The sequence below is a fragment of the Modestobacter italicus genome (assembly GCF_000306785.1).
Classification (GTDB): domain Bacteria; phylum Actinomycetota; class Actinomycetes; order Mycobacteriales; family Geodermatophilaceae; genus Modestobacter; species Modestobacter italicus.
This window is the reverse complement of record NC_017955.1, coordinates 1,458,715-1,473,602: the sequence shown is the minus strand read 5'-3', so window position 1 is coordinate 1,473,602 and position 14,888 is coordinate 1,458,715. Positions and strand designations below refer to the sequence as shown.

Sequence of the window (14,888 nt, the reverse complement as noted above, 5' to 3'; positions counted from 1 at the left end):
AGGGTGGTCACGAGTGACCCGCCCGCAGGGCGTGCGAGACCTGACCGGCCAGCGCGGCGAACTCGGGGGTGAAGCGCAGCTCCGGGGTGCGGTCGGCGCCGAACGGGACCTCGAAGGTGTCGACGATGTGACCGGGCCGGCCGCTCATGACCATCACCCGGGTCGACATGTAGACGGCCTCGCTCACCGAGTGGGTGATGAACAGCGCGCCGAAGCCCTTGGCATGGAAGAGCCGGATCAGCTCGTCGTTGAGGCGCTCGCGGGTGATCTCGTCCAGCGCGCCGAACGGCTCGTCGAAGAGGAACAGGTCCGGGTCGAGGGTGAGCGAGCGGGCCAGCGAGGCGCGCATCTTCATGCCGCCCGACAGCGCCCGCGGCAGCTTCTTCTCGTGGCCGGCCAGGCCCACCAGGTCGATGGCGTCCCGGGAGGCCTGGTTCGTCGCGGTCTTGCTCATGCCGTGCAGCTCGGCCAGCAGCTGCACGTTCTTCAGCACCGAGCGCCAGGGCAGCAGGGTGGCGTCCTGGAAGACGTAGCCGATCCGGGCCGCCTCGATCTCGACCTCCCCGCCGGTGGCCGGGGACAGGCCCGAGGCGATCCGCAGCAGGGTGCTCTTCCCGCAGCCGGACGGGCCGACGACGGTGACGAACTCACCGCGGCGGATGTCCAGGTCCACCCCCTCGAGGGCGACCGTCCCGTCCGGGAAGGCCTTGGCGACGTCGCGGAAGTGCAGGACCCGCGCGCGGGTGGCGGTGGCCGGGACGGTGGGCGCGAGCGTGCTCATCGGCAGCTCCCTGGCTCAGGGACCGAACACGTGGCCGGTCGGTGGTGCGGACGGCACCCACCCTCTGCGGCCTCTGTTTCCGGCGCGTGTGCCGTCGGTGAACGCCGCGCGCCGTCCGTCACGAGTTGGCCACAGCGGACGGGACCGGACCGTTGACCGCCCGCGTCACCCGGCTGGAGGCGACGACCCGGCCCCGCGAGAGGACCGTCCGGGCGGTGCCGGCCCCGGCCACCGCGGCGTCCAGGCTCTCCGCCTCGATCGCCACGAACTCGGCCACCGAGCCGACGGCGACCGCCGGCACCGGCAGCCCCATGCAGGCCCGCGCCCCGGCGCTGACCGCCGTCCACGCCTCGCGGGTGGACAGGTGGCCGGAGGTGACCAGCAGCGAGGCGGCCTCGCAGGCGTCGGCCCGGCCCATCGGGTTGAACGGGTCGCGCAGGTTGTCCCCGCCGGCGCCGAGGGTCGCCCCGGCGTCGAGCAGCGCCCGGACGGCGGTCAGCCCCCGGGGCCGGGCCACCTCGACGTCCCGGCCCTGCAGGTAGAGGTTGGTCTGCGGCAGCGCGACCACGCCGACCCCGGCGCGGGCGACCTCGGCCGCCGTCGCGCGGGCGACCTCCAGCGGGTGCACGCCCAGGCTCACGCAGTGGCTCGCGGTCGCCCCCTGGGCGAAGCCGGTGGACAGCACCCGCCGGGCCAGCGCCAGCAACCCCTGCGCGGTGGGGTCCAGCGTCTCGTCGGTGTGCAGGTCCAGCGGCAGCCCGTGCCGGACGGCGGCGTCGAAGGACAGCTGCAGCCCCGCGTCGCGGTCGTCCCACATGTGCGGCGCACCGCCCACCAGGTCCACGCCCAGCTCGACCGCCTCCTCCAGCAGGCGCGCGTTGCCGACGGCCTCCGCCGGCGACCACGGCGAGGAGGCCAGGGCGACCACCTGCACGTCGACCAGTCCGGCCAGCGCGTCGCGCACCTCCAGCAGCGCGCGGACGTGCCGGGTGCCCGAGTGCGCACCGACGTCGGCGTGGGTCCGGATCGCCGTCGTCCCGTTCGCCAGGTACTCGTGCGCCGCCCGGGTGGCCCGCTCGACCAGGTCCTCGTGGGTGAACCCGGCGGCGATCTCCCGGATCGCGACCACCGCCCCGGCCAGGTCGCCGGTGCGGTTGGGCGCCCGGTGGCTGGTCAGCGCCTTGTCCAGGTGGGCGTGCGGCTCGGCGGGCGCCGGGAGCAGCAGGTGCCCGGTGAGGTCGAGGACGTCGTCGCCGGGCTCGACGGCCAGCGCGGGGGCGACCGCCGCGACGGTGTCCCCGTCGAGGCGGACGTCGACGCGCCGGCCGTCCAGGTCGGTGACCGACTGGAGCAGCAGGGTCATGAGAGTGCCTTCCCGATCGTGGCCAGTGCGTCGGCCGTGGACAGTTCGCGACCCGGTGGCGCGACGGCGGACAGGTCGACGCCGCGCACCCCGGGGACGGACAGGCAGGCCTCGGCGAGCGCGACCGCGGCGGAGACCCCGGCCCGGTGCGGGTCCCGGGCCGACTCGATCGAGGCGAGGTAGCCCGCCGGCAGCACCAGGCCCGGGAAGCGCCGCAGCTCGGCCGCCGAGGCCGGGTCCAGGGCGACGGCCACGCAGACCACGAACGGCACGTCGGCCCCGGCGGCGACCGCGGCGGCGACGAAGTCGGCGACCGCGTCCGGACCCCCGCAGTGGTTGACCACGCAGACCTGCGCACCGGCCCGCACCTTCTCCGCCAGCCGCTCCGGCCGCTGGGCCACCGGTGGTCCGGCCGGCGCCTCGGCGACCGAGACCAGCAGCCCGGCCGTGGCGGCCCGGGCGGCCAGTTCGGTGGAGTCCAGGTCGAAGACGGGACGGGCGTCGGGCCGGTCGCCGAGCGAGGTGTGGTCGCCGGTCACGCAGTGCACGGCCGCGGCACCGGTGTCGGCCAGCGCCGCGAGCTCGCCCTCCAGCGCCACCCGGTTCCGGTCCCGGCAGGTGAGCCCCGCCCAGGCCGGCACCCCCCGCGCCTGCACGAGCGCGGCCCGGTACGCCGGCGGGAACTGCACGCGGGCGCCGCCGGAGTCCCCGAGCAGCACGGCGTCGACGCTGCCGGCCAGGACGTCGGCACCGCGCACCAGCGACTCGCGGGACAGCGGCGCGGCCGGCAGGTCGGCGACCACCACCGGCCGCTGCCGCATGAGGGCCAGCAACGGCGCCTCGGGCGCCGGCGGGTGGACGTCGTCCCCGGCCCACCGCACGGTCGGCCGGCCGAGGAACACGCACGGGCCGGGCGCCGCCTCGCACCCGCCGTCGACGCCGACCCCGCCGCACGGGCCGTGCGTCATCGACTTCGGGCAGGACGGCGCGGTCACCGCCGCAGGGTCGCCGAGGCGTGTTCCCGGCCGGTTTCGCCGACATTCCGACCCGCCGCACCCCGCCGTCCAGGTCCCGGCGCCGACCCCGGCGCAGGTTTCGGCGCCGAACCCCGGTCAGGTCTCGGCGCCGAAACCGGCCCGGGGGCTCTCGGTACAGAGAGCCCCGGGCTTCCTGTACCGAGAGCCCGAGGGGGTCAGAGGTCGAGGACGAGGCGGGGGCCGGCGGCGCGGGAGACGCAGATCATCATCGCGGTGTCGTCGGCCTGCTCGGCGGGGGTGAGCACGGAGTCCCGGTGCTCCACCTCGCCCTCCAGCACCGGGGTCTCGCACGTCCCGCAGGTGCCCACCCGGCAGGAGGAGAGCACCACGACGCCGGCCTCGGCGACGGCGTCCAGCACGCTCACCCCGGGCTCCACGACGACCGTCTCCCCGGACAGCGCCAGCTCGACCTCGAACGGGTCCGGCCAGACCGGCTCACCGAACTCCTTGGCCTCGAACCGCTCGGTGTGCAGCGCCTGCCCCGACCGGCCGGCGGCCTCCACCGCGTCGATCAGCCGGGTCGGACCGCACACGTAGACGGCGGTGTCCGCGCCCGCCTCGGCCAGCAGCGCGACGGCGTCCAGCCGGCCACCCTCGTCCGCGGCGTGCAGCCGGACCCGGTCCGGGTGGGCGCCGGCCAGCTCGTCGGCGAACGCCATCGTGCGGCGCGAGCGGCCGGCGTAGTCCAGCGTCCAGTCGGCGCCCGCGGCATCGGCGGCGACGACCATCGCGCGCAGCGGGGTGATCCCGATGCCGCCGGCGATGAAGCGGTACCGGGTGCCCGGGGTGACCTCGAAGGCGAAGTGGTTGCGCGGCCCGCGGACCCGCAGCCGCTGCCCGACCGCCACCTCGTCGTGCAGCGCGACCGAGCCACCCCGGCCGCTCTCCTCACGGAGCACCGCGATCCGCCAGCGGGACCGGTCGGCGGTGTCGCCGCACAACGAGTACTGCCGTTCCAGCCCCGGGCGCAGCAGCACGTCGACGTGCGAGCCCGGCGTCCAGACGGGCAGGTCGCGGTCGTTGTGGGCGACCAGGTCCAGCGCGACGACGCCGTCGGCGAGGTCGGTCCGGGCGGCGACGACGAGGTCGCGTTCGACGTCGGAGAAGAAGCTCACCGGCCGGATTCTGCACACCGGTCGGCACCGCGACGCCGATGACCCGAAGAGGTCACACGGTCGTAACCGCCGCGCGTTTCCATCGACCGCGTGACCCTCTCCGTCTCACCGCCCACCTCCTCCGCCGTCGCCGACCTGGAGGCCGAGCTGGTCGAGCTGCTCGGCGCGCGCAACGTCAGCACGGAGCCCCGGGCCCGGGAACGCGCCTCGGTCGACGGCGCGCGGATGAGCCCCATCATCAGCGAGCTGCTGCCGCTCGGGCTGGCCGACCTGGTCGCCTTCCCGACCTCGGCGGAGCAGATCGGCCAGGCCGTCGCCGCCGCCGTCCGGCACGGCGTCCCGGTCACCCCGCGCGGCAAGGGCACCGGCAACTACGGGCAGGGCATCCCGATGGCCGGCGGCCTGGTGCTCGACCTGTCCCGGGCGCGGGCGGTGGTGGAGGTCGGCGACGGCTTCGTCACCGCGGAGGCGGGCACGCCGATGGTGACCCTGGAGCGGGCCGCGCACGCCACGGGCCAGCAGCTGTGGATGTACCCCTCGACCGCGCAGTCGTCGGTGGGCGGGTTCCTGGCCGGCGGGTCCGGCGGCACCGGCAGCATCGTGCACGGCACGAACGACGCCGGCTTCGTCGCGGCGCTGGACGTCGTGCACGGCACCGGCTCCCCCGAGCTCGTGCACGTCGAGGGTGACGAGGCGCAGCTGTTCGTGCACAACTACGGCACCGCGGGGGTCATCGCCCGCGCGACGGTGCGACTCGAGCCGCTGCAGGACTGGCGCGGCCTGTACGCCAGCTTCCCGGACTTCCGCAGCGCCCAGGCGGTGCTGCGCGACCTCGCCGCGCTGGAGCCGCGCCCCCGGCTGGTCTCGGCGGACACCCCGGAGATCACCGCCACCCTGCCGGCCGACCCCGCGCTGCCCGAGGGTCGGGCGAGCGTCCGGGTGATCGCCGACGAGCGCACCGTGCGCCGGGCCACCGAGATCGTCGAGGCAGGTGGCGGCCGGGTCGAGGACGTGCGCGAGGGCGCCCAGACGGCGTTGACGCTGAGCATGCTCAGCTACAACCACCCCATCGAGTGGCTGCAGAAGAGCGCCCCGGGCGTCTACTTCCACCTCGAGGTCTCCGGCGCCGCGCTGATCGACCGGATCGACGAGGTGCACGCCGTGTACGAGGGCGGGATGCTGCACCAGGAGATCGGGCACAGCGGCCCGATCGGCATGCTCGCCGGTGTGTACCGCAGCCCGGAGCAGGTGCTCGACGGCATCCGGGCCCTCAACGAGCTCGGCGTCGGCGTGCACAACCCGCACCAGTGGAACGTCGACTTCCAGCTCGCCCGGACGGTGGAGACGGCGCGGCGCACCGACCCGCAGGGCCTGCTCAACCCCGGCAAGCTCAACCCCGACTACGCCGGCCCGACCAAAGGCGCCGTCTCGTGAGCGCGGCGGTGGAGCTGTTCGACCTGCACGCCGACGGCACACCGCCCGCCGACCCGCTGACCCTGGCCCGCGAGTGGCTGCCCGCCGACGACGAGCCGGACCGCCCGCAGGTGACCCTCGGGACGCTGGGGACCGACGGCTGCCCGGACGCCCGCACCGTGCTGCTGACCGCGTTCGACGAGACCGGGTTCGCCTTCCACACCTCCGCGGCCAGCCGGAAGGTGGCCGAGCTGGCCGCCCTCCCCCGGGCCAGCATGGTGGTGCTCTGGCCCGGGTTCACCCGCCAGCTGGTGCTGCGCGGGGAGGTGGTGCCCGATGCCGCGGAGTCGGTCGCCGCGGCGTGGGCCGCCCGCTCGGACCACCTGCGCCGGCTGGCCTGGTGCAACACCGACGAGCTGGCCGCGCTGAACCGCGACGAACGCCTCCGCCGGTGGGCGGCCGCTCCGGTGGGGCCGCTCCGGACGCAGGCACCCAGCTGGGTCGGCTACCGGCTGCAGCCGGTGGAGCTGACCTTCTGGGCCGGCGGCGTCGACTCCGCGAGCCGCCGGCTGCAGTACCCTCGGACCGCCGACGGGTGGCGCTGGCGGCACCTCGCCGGCTGACGGCGGTGTGGCGGCCAGGGACCCCGGGTAGCGGACCCCAACGGCCGAGCCAAGGCCCGGCGAGCAGCGTGACTGCGACCGACGCCAGGAGCAGCAGTGCCCGAGAGCCCGCCCACGTACCACCCCGGCCAGATCGTCCCGGCGAGCGGCATCTACCGCTGCGACGACGCGTGCAGCCACAGCTACGAGTCCACCGACGTGAAGGGCCACCGGTTCCCGCCCCTGCCGCACGGGTGCGGCGGCACGGGGTGGGTGCTGGAGCGGGCGGCCGGCCACCGCTGAGGGCTCGGTAGCGTCAAGCAGCGTTGAAGTTCAGCGTCTTGATGTTGAAGGCGATGGCGTTGGGTGGGCGTAGGGACTGGGTCAGTGTGGTCCACGCCGGGTGGTCGGTCATCTGGGCCAGCTTCACGGTCAGCAGGTCGCGTAGGCCTTCGATGGACCAGCGGCTGCCGCCGATGTCGGTGCGGGCGTTGAGTTCGCGCATGACCCGCTCGAGGACACCGGAGCCGAGTTCGGGTCCGCCGAGGTGGGCCAGGCGGGCGCGGAGTTCGGGGCGCAGGCAGGTGAAGACCTGGTCGCGGGCGCCGGCGAGCAGCTCACCGGCGGCGTGGTGGCCCTCGGCGGTGACACTCGCGGTGAAGGCGTCGTAGGCGGCCAGCGCCTGGGCGTGGGTGAGGCGTTCACGGGCGACCCGGTGCAGAAGGTCGGTCAGCTCGGTGCGCCTGGTGTTGGCCCAGGCTGCTGGTGCCTTGTCGGCGTAGAGGGCCCAGCGCAGTGCGCGGGGCAGGTGCCACCAGCAGCGCTGGATCGGCACGTCGGGCCACAGCGTCTGGGCCAGCGTGGTGATCGCCAGTTCACCGTCGACGACGACCATCGCCGGCGGGCGCAGGTCGCGGAGCTGGTCGGCCATCGCCGACCACGGTTGGCCCACGGTCAGCCCGAGCAGGGTCGTGGTGGCCCGCCGCCGCCGGCGCGGCCCGCCCCTCCCGGTCACGCCCAGGGCGATGTTGCCGTTGACGCCCAACCGGCGCCGCCCCGCACGCATCCCGGTGCCATCGAAGATGACCACCTGGGCACCGGCGGGCGCTCCGGGCACGTCCGGGCGCCCGACGCCATCGAGCAGCGGCGCCAGATCGGCCACCGCGGCATGCGCCCGCCCGGCCGAGCCCGGCAGCCCGAAGGAGGCGGCGACCGCACCGGCCCGGGCGAAGGACATCTGCGTGGCCAGCTCGGCCAGTTCCACCATCAGCCGGTCGGTGCGCCTCTTGCCCGACAGATCCAGCAGCAGGAGCAGTGGGGCGAACACCCGCCGGCAGGACCGGCAGCCGACGTTGGCCAGCCGGATCTCCACCACCCCCGCGGCGGTGCTGAACTTCCGCAGCCGGGTGCGCTTGCCCTTGCGCTCGAAGTCGCTCATCACCCCACACCCCGGGCAGCCGAACGGCGCCGGCAGCTCCCGCACCGGCAGCCACTTCCGGCCACACACCCGATCGATGAGCCTGTCCTGCAGCTCCTCCAACGCCGCAGCCAGGGCTGCCGCCGGCAGTTCCTCGCGCATCGCCACCGCCCATGCCTCCAGCTGCGACCAGCTCAGCGACCCACCGAGCTCAGGCAGCTCCGCGGTCAGGGCGAGAGTAGTGACCGGCATGTGATGACTCCTCGGAACCGAGAGCCATCACCTCAAGTCAAGATCCGAGAACTTCAACGCTGCCCCGTGCTACCGAGGGCTCAGCCAGCGGCGCGCTCCCCCGGCGGCACCCAGCCGATGGCCGGGGCGACGTGCCGGACGACGGTCTCCAGCAGCCGGGCGTTGTACTCCACGCCGAGCATGTTGGGCACGGTCAGCAGCAGTGTGTCGGCGTCCCGGACGGCGGCGTCCTTGGCCAGGTCCTCGGCCAGCTGGTCGGGCTCACCGACGTAGCTCTTGCCGAACCGGGCGCGCACCCCCTCCAGGAGGCCGACCTGGTCGCCGCTGCCGCGCTCGGAGCCGAAGTACTGCCGGTCCAGGTCGCTGGTGATCGGCATGACGCTGCGGCTGACCGAGACCCGCGGCTCGTGCTCCCAGCCGGTCTCGGCCCAGGCCGCGCGGTAGAGCGCGATCTGCTCGGCCTGCAGCTCGTCGAAGGGCACCCCGGTGTCCTCGCTCAGCAGCGTGGAGCTCATCAGGTTCATCCCCTGCTGCGCGGTCCACACCGCGGTGCTGCGGGTGCCCGATCCCCACCAGATGCGCTCCCGCAGGCCCGGGGACTGCGGCTGGACCGCGAGCCGGCCGGACGCCCCGCCGGTCATCCGCGGGTCGGCGTCGACCACGGTGGCGCCGCTGATCGCGGCCAGGAACAGGCCGGTCTTCTCCCGGGCCAGCCCGGCGTCGTCGCCGTCCGCCGGCGGGACGTAGCCGAACGCCTCCGAGCCGCGCAGCGCGGTCTCCGGTGACCCGCGGCTGACCCCGAGCTGCAGGCGCCCGGCGCTCAGCAGGTCGGCGGACGCGGCCTCCTCGGCCATGTACAGCGGGTTCTCGTAGCGCATGTCGATCACGCCGGTGCCCAGCTCGATCCGGGAGGTCCGCATCGCCATCGCGGTCAGCAGCGGGAACGGCGAGGCCAGCTGCCGGGCGAAGTGGTGCACCCGCACGTAGGCGCCGTCCAGGCCGAGCTCCTCGGCGGCCTCTGCCAGCTCGACGCTCTGCACCAGCGCGTCCCGCCCGGTCCGCACCTGCGAGCCCGGGATGGGCTGCCAGTGCCCGAAGGACAGGAAACCGATCCGCTTGTCCACCGCACTCACCTCTCGTCGTGTTCGCGGGCTGGAGCACCGGCGGGGCCCGCGGTGTTCCCGGACGGCCGGCGGGATGGGATCGGCCGGTGCGCGCGTTGCCCGCTGTGTCCACCGGCACACCGACCCGAGGAGCACCACATGCGCGCCACCGTCGACGGCACCGTCATCGCCGAGGCCCCGGAGTCCGAGCTCGTCCGGATCGAGGGCAACTGGTACTTCCCGCCGTCCGCGGTCGCGCCGGGCGCGCTCAGCGAGAGCCCGACGCCCTACACCTGCCCGTGGAAGGGCCCGGCCCAGTACTGGGACGTCGTCACCCCGAAGGGCACCACGAAGGACGGCGCCTGGAGCTACCCCGACCTCATGCCCTCGGCGGTGGACCGCGTGGGCACCGACTTCGCCGGCTACGTGGCGTTCTCCCCGGGCGTGACCGTCAGCGAGGGCTGACCGCGCCCGACCCGCACGGTCCCCGCGGCGGGCGTACGGTCGGTGCTCGGTCGAAGCTCCGGCCGCACGCACGCCCGCGGAGGCGTCCGCGACCCGGAGCCCACGGGTCGCCCACCCCCGCGCTGCACCGTGGGGAGCCCCCCGTGCTCGCTCTGACCGAGATCCCCTGCCCGCTCGACGAACCGGCCTCGCTGACCGTCTCCGTCCAGTGGTCCTGCGCCACCGTGGTCCTCTCCGGTGAGCTCGACCGCGACCGCGCCCACCACCTCGTCGATGCGCTCGCCGGGCTGGCCGGCACCGACCAGCCGTGCTGGGTGGTCGACGCCACCGCCGTGACCTGGTGCGACGCCGGCGGCCTGCGGGCGCTGGCCGCGGCGCACGCCCTGGCCGTGGCGCACGGTCGCGAGCTGCGGCTGGTGCGGGCCAGCCGGTGCGTCGACCGGCTGCTGCGGCTCAGCGGGCTCGACCGGCAGCTCGCCGGCTGACCGCGACACGCCGGTGCCGCGGTGCGCGGAGGGCGGGTCTGGCGTGTCGCGACCGGTTCCGAATACGGTCGGTTCCGGAGCTGAACGAGGCTCCCGCACGACCGTCCGCGCGGCCAGCACCGCCGCCGGACGCGCCGCCCCCTGCCACCGGGAGAACCGTGGTCACCTCGTCCCCCTCGACCGGGCCGTCCCCGGTCGACCCGTCGTCCCTCGCCGTCTCGGTCGACCTGCCCCACGCCCGGGTGCGGGTGGCCGGCGAGCTGGACCGGGACTCCGCCCACCACCTGCTCGAGGCCGTGGAGATCCTCGCCACGCGTGCCGACCGGAGCTGGCAGCTGGATGCGGCCGACGTCACGTTCTGCGACGCCGGTGGGCTCCGCGCGCTGACCGGTGCGCACGCGATCGCCGCCGCGCACGGGCGCAGCCTGCGGCTGGTGCGCCGCAGCCGCCCGGTCGCGCGGCTGGTCTCCCTCATCGGGGAGGACGAGGTCTTCCCGCCCGCTGCGCCGTCCCGGCGCCGTGCGGCGCGCATCCGGTGTGGCACGACGAGCACCCCGTGACCGGAGTGGTTTCTCCTCACCGTGAGTGACGGCACGAACACTTGACTGCGGCCCGGGTTCCCGGGCTGACGGCGCGGGATGGGCCACCCTGTCCCGGTGACCCTCTCCGCCCCCGAGTCGTCCGGCGCCTCCGGGCCCACCGGCGCTGCCGGGCAGCGGCTGCGTGCAGCCGACGTGCTGCTCGCCGACCGCGGTCAGCTCTTCCGCGCCCTGTTCCTCGCCGCGCCGATCGCCAAGGCCGTCGTCTCCCCCGACGGGCACCTGCTGGTCGCGAACCGGGCCATGTGCGAGCTCACCGGGCGCACCTCCGGTGCCCTGGTCGGCCGGCACCTCGACCTGCTCACCCACCCGGACGACGTGCCGGTGGGCGACCGCGCGACCGAGCACGTGCCCGGCACCCCGCTGCTCGACCCGCAGCTCGAGGTCGTCGGTGAGCGCCGGCTGCGGCGGGCCGACGGCGAGAGCATCTGGGTGCACCAGTCCCAGGAGCTGGTCCACCGCAGCAACGGCGAGCCGCAGTTCGTGGTGGTCGCGATGGTCGACGTCACCGACCGCCGGCGCGTGGAGGAGGACCTGGTCCGCCGCGCGTACACCGACGCCCTGACTGGGCTGCCCAACCGCCGCGCGCTGACCGAGCGGCTGCAGCGCGCCCTCGCCGTCTCCCGCCGCCGCGGCACCTCGGTCGGCCTGCTGCACCTGGACCTGGACCGGTTCACCGCCGTCAACGACTCCCTCGGCCACGAGGGCGGTGACCAGCTGCTGTGCCAGGTCGCCGACCGGCTGCGCTGGAGCACCCGGGTCGAGGACACCGCGGTCCGCTTCGGGGCCGACGAGTTCCTCGTGCTGGCCGAGGAGGTCGAGGACGTCGAGGCGCTGCGCACGCTCGCCGACCGGCTGCTCTCCGTCCTGGACGAGCCGTTCCACGTGCTCGACCGGGAGATCACCCTGTCGGCCAGCGTCGGCATGACGCTCGGCTCGGACCTCGCCCCGGAGGCGCTGCTGCGCCAGGCGCACAGCGCCCTCGCCCGGGCCAAGGCCAGCGGTGGCCGCGGCCGCGTCGAGGTGCACGACGACGCCGTCGGCGAGGGCTACGTCGACCAGCTGCAGCTGGAGACCGACCTGCGGCACGCGCTGGAGGCCGGTGAGCTGCGGTTGTTCTACCAACCGATCGTGGCGCTGTCCGACGAGCACCTGCTCGGCTACGAGGCCCTCATCCGCTGGCAGCACCCCACCCGCGGGCTGCTGCCGCCCGGCGCGTTCCTCTCCGCCGCCGAGGACAACCGGCTCACCTCCCGGCTGGGCGCCTGGGTGCTGCACCAGGCCTGCTGGGACGCCGCCGGCTGGGACGCCGACCTGCGCGTGCACGTCAACATCTCCGCCCGGCACCTGGCCGAGCCCGGTTTCAGCGAGCTCGTCGCCGACGCCCTGGCCGAGTCCGGGCTGGCCCCGGAGCGGCTGGAGCTGGAGATCACCGAGTCGACGGCGCTCTTCGCCGCCGACGCCACGCTGCACGCCGTGGACACGGTCACCGAGACCGGCGTGACGCTGGCGCTGGACGACTTCGGCACCGGCTACTCGGCCATCACCGCGCTGCACCGGCTGCCCATCCACACGCTGAAGATCGACCGCTCCTTCGTCGCCGACGTGGTCGCCGAACCGGCCACCGCCGCCCTGGTCCAGGGCCTGCTCCAGCTGGGGCAGGGCATGGGCCTGCAGGTCATCGCCGAGGGCATCGAGGACGGCGAGCAGGCCCGCTGGCTGCGCGAGCACGGCTGCTCGATGGCCCAGGGCTACGCCTTCGGCCGCCCGGCTCCGCTGCCCGCACGCGAGCTCGAGGAGCTGCCCGACCTCGACACCGACCGGCCGGCCGCGGTGGCCGGGACCGCCGACGTGGCCCCGGTGCCGGTCAGCGAGCTGCACGACCCGACCGAGGACGAGTGGGGCCCCGAGGCCGACACCGGCCCGAGCCTGCGCTCGGCCGCCGTCCCCCAGCTGGACGCCTTCGTCCTGCCGGCCACGACCGTGCTCCCCGCATCGCCGGCGGACACCGGCGAGCTGCCCGAGGTCGAGGACGTCGAGATCGAGGACGTCGAGGTCGTCGAGGCCGAGCCGGCCGAGGACGCGCCGGCTGAGGCCAGCGAGGCCGAGACCGTCGAGCGGGCAGCGGAGCCCGCGCCGGAGCCCGGTTTCGACCCCGGGGTCTTCCGGCCGTCCCGCGCCTTCCTCGAGCTGCGCGAGCTGCTGCGGGCCAACGGCGCCGCCGACATCGCCGGCGTGCCCGAGCCGCGGGAGCCCGTCGCGTTCGGCGACCTGCGGTCGCTGACCGACGATCCGACCGACTTCTCCGGGCTGCGGCCGTGGCTGGAGTCCTTCCAGCAGCGGCTCGGCCCGCGCACCGGCGACGTGCCGCAGGTCGGCGACCGGACCTGAACGCGGCTCGAGCCGGCCGGCGAGGACGCCGGTCGGCTCGAGCACCCGCCGCACGGGCGGGAGGGGTCCCTCTGCCGGGTCCGCGCGGAGCGCGGGGCAGAGGTCCTCGCGTTACTTGGTCTCGACGGTGATCGTCGAGGTGCCGATGACCAGGCCGCCGGCGAGGGCGTCGGTCTTGAAGGTGGAGTTCAGCAGCCCGGCGGCCTCGTCGGAGAGCTTGACGGTGGTGCCGTCGAGCACGGCGGAGCCGTCGGCGCCCATCGTCGGCGCGGACAGCGTGCTGCCGTCGAGGTTGAACAGCGGCGCGTTGGGGGCGGCCAGCTCACCGTTGACGGTCACGTCGCCGAAGAGCCGGGCGGGCTTGCCCGGGTCGATGGCGAAGTTGCTCAGCTCGACGGTGGTCCCACCGGCGGCCAGGGTCAGGCCGCTGCCGTCGTGGAAGATGACCCCCTGGACCCACGGGCGGTAGCCGGACTCGCGGTCGTACAGGGTCACGGTGCCGCCGGTGATCGGGAAGTCGACGACGCCGGTCGTGCCGTCGAGGGTGGCGGTGCCGGTGACGCCCGGGGTCAGGCCCAGCGTGCCGAGCGCGCTGACGAAGCCCGAGTCGAGGGTGACGGCGGTGTCGCCGCCCGGGATGGCGCGGACGACCGCGGCGGGCTTGGGCACCGAGACCGAGCTGCTGGTCGAGTCGGCGGCCTGGGCGGTGTCGACGTCGTTGGTCCCGCAGGCGGACAGCCCGATGACGGCGCTGAGCGCGGCGGCGGCGACGAAGCCCTTGCGAGTGGCGCTCTTGCGGTTCATGTCTGACTCCAAGTCGTGAGCGAGTGACGCAACGACAGGAGTTCGGGGTCAGCACCCGGACCGGATGGGTCCCCAGGTCACGAATCGATCACGGACGAGAAGGTGGTGTCCAACCGTTCGAGCTGCGGCCGCTTGGCCGCCCGCCCGTCGCCCGAGGACCGGCCGCGCAGCCGGCGACCGACCCACGGCACCACGAAGCCGCGCACCCAGGCCAGCTCCTGCGCCAGCACCTCGCGGGCCGGCCGCGGCGGGCCTTTCTCCAGCGGCGTCCGCCAGTCGGTGCCGTCCCCGGCCACCGGCACCCCGAGCGCGGCCGCCGCGGCCAGCGCCGTCCGCCGGTGCCCCTCGGCGGTGAGGTGGATCCGGTCGCCCGGGTCCCACAGCCGGGCGTCCTGGAGCCAGGCCGCTCCCCACTGGTCCAGCACCACGGCGCCCTGCCGCGCGGCGATCGACCAGAGATGGGCGTTGAAGACCGCGACCCGGCCTCGGGTGCGCCGGATGATCGGGGTCTGCCGGGGGTCGACGCCGGTCGCCAGCAGCACGTCGGCACCGGCCCGCCGGAACGAGACGACCGCCGCCTCCAGGTCCGCGGCGAGCCGGTCCGGGTCGGCGCCCGGGCGGAGCAGGTCGTTGCCGCCGGCCACCAGGCTCACCAGGTCCGGCCCCGCGGCCAGCGCCACCGGCACCTGCTCGGCGAGCACCTGCGCCAGCAGCCGGCCGCGGATCGCCAGGTTGGCGTACTCGACGGCCCCGGACGGCGCGGCGGCGGCGAGGTGCCCGGCCAGCCGGTCCGCCCAGCCCCGGTAGGCGTCCGGGCCGGCGGGGTCCGGGTCGCTCAACCCCTCGGTGAACGAGTCCCCCAGCGCGATGTAGCGCTGCCACGTCCGACGGTCGCTGCCCGGCTGCACGTCCCCTACTGCACCACGCCCCCGTGCCCGCACCGACCGGGGGTCCCGGCCCGCTCGTGCTCTGCTGCCTGGCAGGCAGCAGAGCACGAGCGTCCCCCCGGGTCCCGTGGCGGAACGCACATCCCCCGGTCACGCGCCCGACACGAGGGACGG

General features: G+C 75.2%; 15 protein-coding genes. 7 read left to right on the top strand and 8 right to left on the bottom strand.

All coding sequences use genetic code 11. From position 1 onward, the window contains the following. Positions 1 to 7 precede the first annotated feature (7 nt). The 4 genes from MODMU_RS07190 to MODMU_RS07175 form a co-directional block, all read right to left on the bottom strand. A complete protein-coding gene (locus MODMU_RS07190; RefSeq protein WP_014739540.1) occupies positions 8 to 781 on the bottom strand; it encodes an ABC transporter ATP-binding protein in 774 nt (257 codons plus the stop codon). A gap of 118 nt (positions 782 to 899) precedes the next feature. Next, entirely contained in the window at positions 900 to 2,144 is a 1,245-nt protein-coding gene (locus MODMU_RS07185; protein ID WP_014739539.1) for an amidohydrolase family protein, read from the bottom strand. Then, positions 2,141 to 3,139 carry a methylenetetrahydrofolate reductase gene (locus tag MODMU_RS07180; protein ID WP_041795033.1) on the bottom strand — a complete coding sequence of 333 codons (999 nt, stop codon included), beginning with the start codon at positions 3,137 to 3,139 and terminating at the stop codon, positions 2,141 to 2,143. The genes MODMU_RS07185 and MODMU_RS07180 overlap by 4 nt, the downstream gene beginning before the upstream one ends. 197 nt (positions 3,140 to 3,336) lie before the next feature. Then, positions 3,337 to 4,296, bottom strand: coding sequence for a PDR/VanB family oxidoreductase (locus tag MODMU_RS07175; RefSeq protein WP_014739537.1), 960 nt, complete (start codon positions 4,294 to 4,296; stop codon positions 3,337 to 3,339). A gap of 90 nt (positions 4,297 to 4,386) precedes the next feature. On the opposite strand from MODMU_RS07175, the gene MODMU_RS07170 reads away from it, so the two are divergent. From MODMU_RS07170 to MODMU_RS07160, 3 genes are all read left to right on the top strand, one after another. Beyond that, positions 4,387 to 5,730 (top strand): FAD-binding oxidoreductase, encoded by a 1,344-nt coding sequence (locus tag MODMU_RS07170; RefSeq protein WP_014739536.1) that lies wholly within the window; start codon positions 4,387 to 4,389, stop codon positions 5,728 to 5,730. Then, entirely contained in the window at positions 5,727 to 6,332 is a 606-nt protein-coding gene (locus MODMU_RS07165) for a pyridoxine/pyridoxamine 5'-phosphate oxidase (protein WP_014739535.1), read from the top strand. Before MODMU_RS07170 ends, MODMU_RS07165 begins: the two co-directional genes overlap by 4 nt. A gap of 96 nt (positions 6,333 to 6,428) precedes the next feature. Then, on the top strand, positions 6,429 to 6,614 hold the full coding sequence (locus tag MODMU_RS07160; RefSeq protein WP_014739534.1) for a hypothetical protein: 186 nt from the start codon (positions 6,429 to 6,431) through the stop codon (positions 6,612 to 6,614). Positions 6,615 to 6,627: 13 nt separating this feature from the next. Here MODMU_RS07160 and MODMU_RS07155 read toward each other — a convergent pair whose 3' ends face one another. Further along, a complete protein-coding gene (locus MODMU_RS07155; protein WP_014738960.1) occupies positions 6,628 to 7,980 on the bottom strand; it encodes a transposase in 1,353 nt (450 codons plus the stop codon). Positions 7,981 to 8,060: 80 nt separating this feature from the next. Continuing rightward, on the bottom strand, positions 8,061 to 9,104 hold the full coding sequence (locus MODMU_RS07150; RefSeq protein ID WP_014739533.1) for an LLM class flavin-dependent oxidoreductase: 1,044 nt from the start codon (positions 9,102 to 9,104) through the stop codon (positions 8,061 to 8,063). Here MODMU_RS07150 and MODMU_RS30425 point away from each other — a divergent pair. From MODMU_RS30425 to MODMU_RS07130, 4 genes are all read left to right on the top strand, one after another. Beyond that, positions 9,069 to 9,548, top strand: a complete 480-nt coding sequence (locus MODMU_RS30425; protein ID WP_488225876.1) for a DUF427 domain-containing protein — start codon at positions 9,069 to 9,071, stop codon at positions 9,546 to 9,548. The genes MODMU_RS07150 and MODMU_RS30425 overlap by 36 nt on opposite strands. A 143-nt stretch (positions 9,549 to 9,691) precedes the next feature. Further along, positions 9,692 to 10,033 carry an STAS domain-containing protein gene (locus MODMU_RS07140; RefSeq protein WP_014739531.1) on the top strand — a complete coding sequence of 114 codons (342 nt, stop codon included), beginning with the start codon at positions 9,692 to 9,694 and terminating at the stop codon, positions 10,031 to 10,033. Between the two features lie 158 nt (positions 10,034 to 10,191). Next, complete coding sequence (locus tag MODMU_RS07135) at positions 10,192 to 10,593, top strand: STAS domain-containing protein (protein WP_014739530.1); 402 nt, start codon at positions 10,192 to 10,194, stop codon at positions 10,591 to 10,593. A gap of 96 nt (positions 10,594 to 10,689) precedes the next feature. Further along, positions 10,690 to 13,023, top strand: a complete 2,334-nt coding sequence (locus MODMU_RS07130) for an EAL domain-containing protein (protein ID WP_014739529.1) — start codon at positions 10,690 to 10,692, stop codon at positions 13,021 to 13,023. A 111-nt stretch (positions 13,024 to 13,134) separates the two neighbouring features. On the opposite strand, the gene MODMU_RS07125 is transcribed toward MODMU_RS07130, so the two are convergent. Together MODMU_RS07125 and MODMU_RS07120 are read right to left on the bottom strand one after the other, a co-directional pair. After that, positions 13,135 to 13,827: a hypothetical protein gene (locus tag MODMU_RS07125; RefSeq protein WP_014739528.1), complete on the bottom strand. Its 693-nt coding sequence runs from the start codon at positions 13,825 to 13,827 to the stop codon at positions 13,135 to 13,137. Positions 13,828 to 13,904: 77 nt separating this feature from the next. Beyond that, entirely contained in the window at positions 13,905 to 14,735 is an 831-nt protein-coding gene (locus MODMU_RS07120) for an SGNH/GDSL hydrolase family protein (RefSeq protein ID WP_014739527.1), read from the bottom strand. Between the last annotated feature and the right edge of the window lie 153 nt (positions 14,736 to 14,888).

Bases quoted from the DNA above. Each gene is read 5' to 3' on its own strand.
- MODMU_RS07125 (WP_014739528.1), bottom strand. From the start codon at position 13,827: ATGAACCGCAAGAGCGCCACTCGCAAGGGCTTCGTCGCCGCCGCCGCG.
- MODMU_RS07190 (WP_014739540.1), bottom strand. From the start codon at position 781: ATGAGCACGCTCGCGCCCACCGTCCCGGCCACCGCCACCCGCGCGCGG.
- MODMU_RS07155 (WP_014738960.1), bottom strand. From the start codon at position 7,980: ATGCCGGTCACTACTCTCGCCCTGACCGCGGAGCTGCCTGAGCTCGGT.
- MODMU_RS07185 (WP_014739539.1), bottom strand. From the start codon at position 2,144: ATGACCCTGCTGCTCCAGTCGGTCACCGACCTGGACGGCCGGCGCGTC.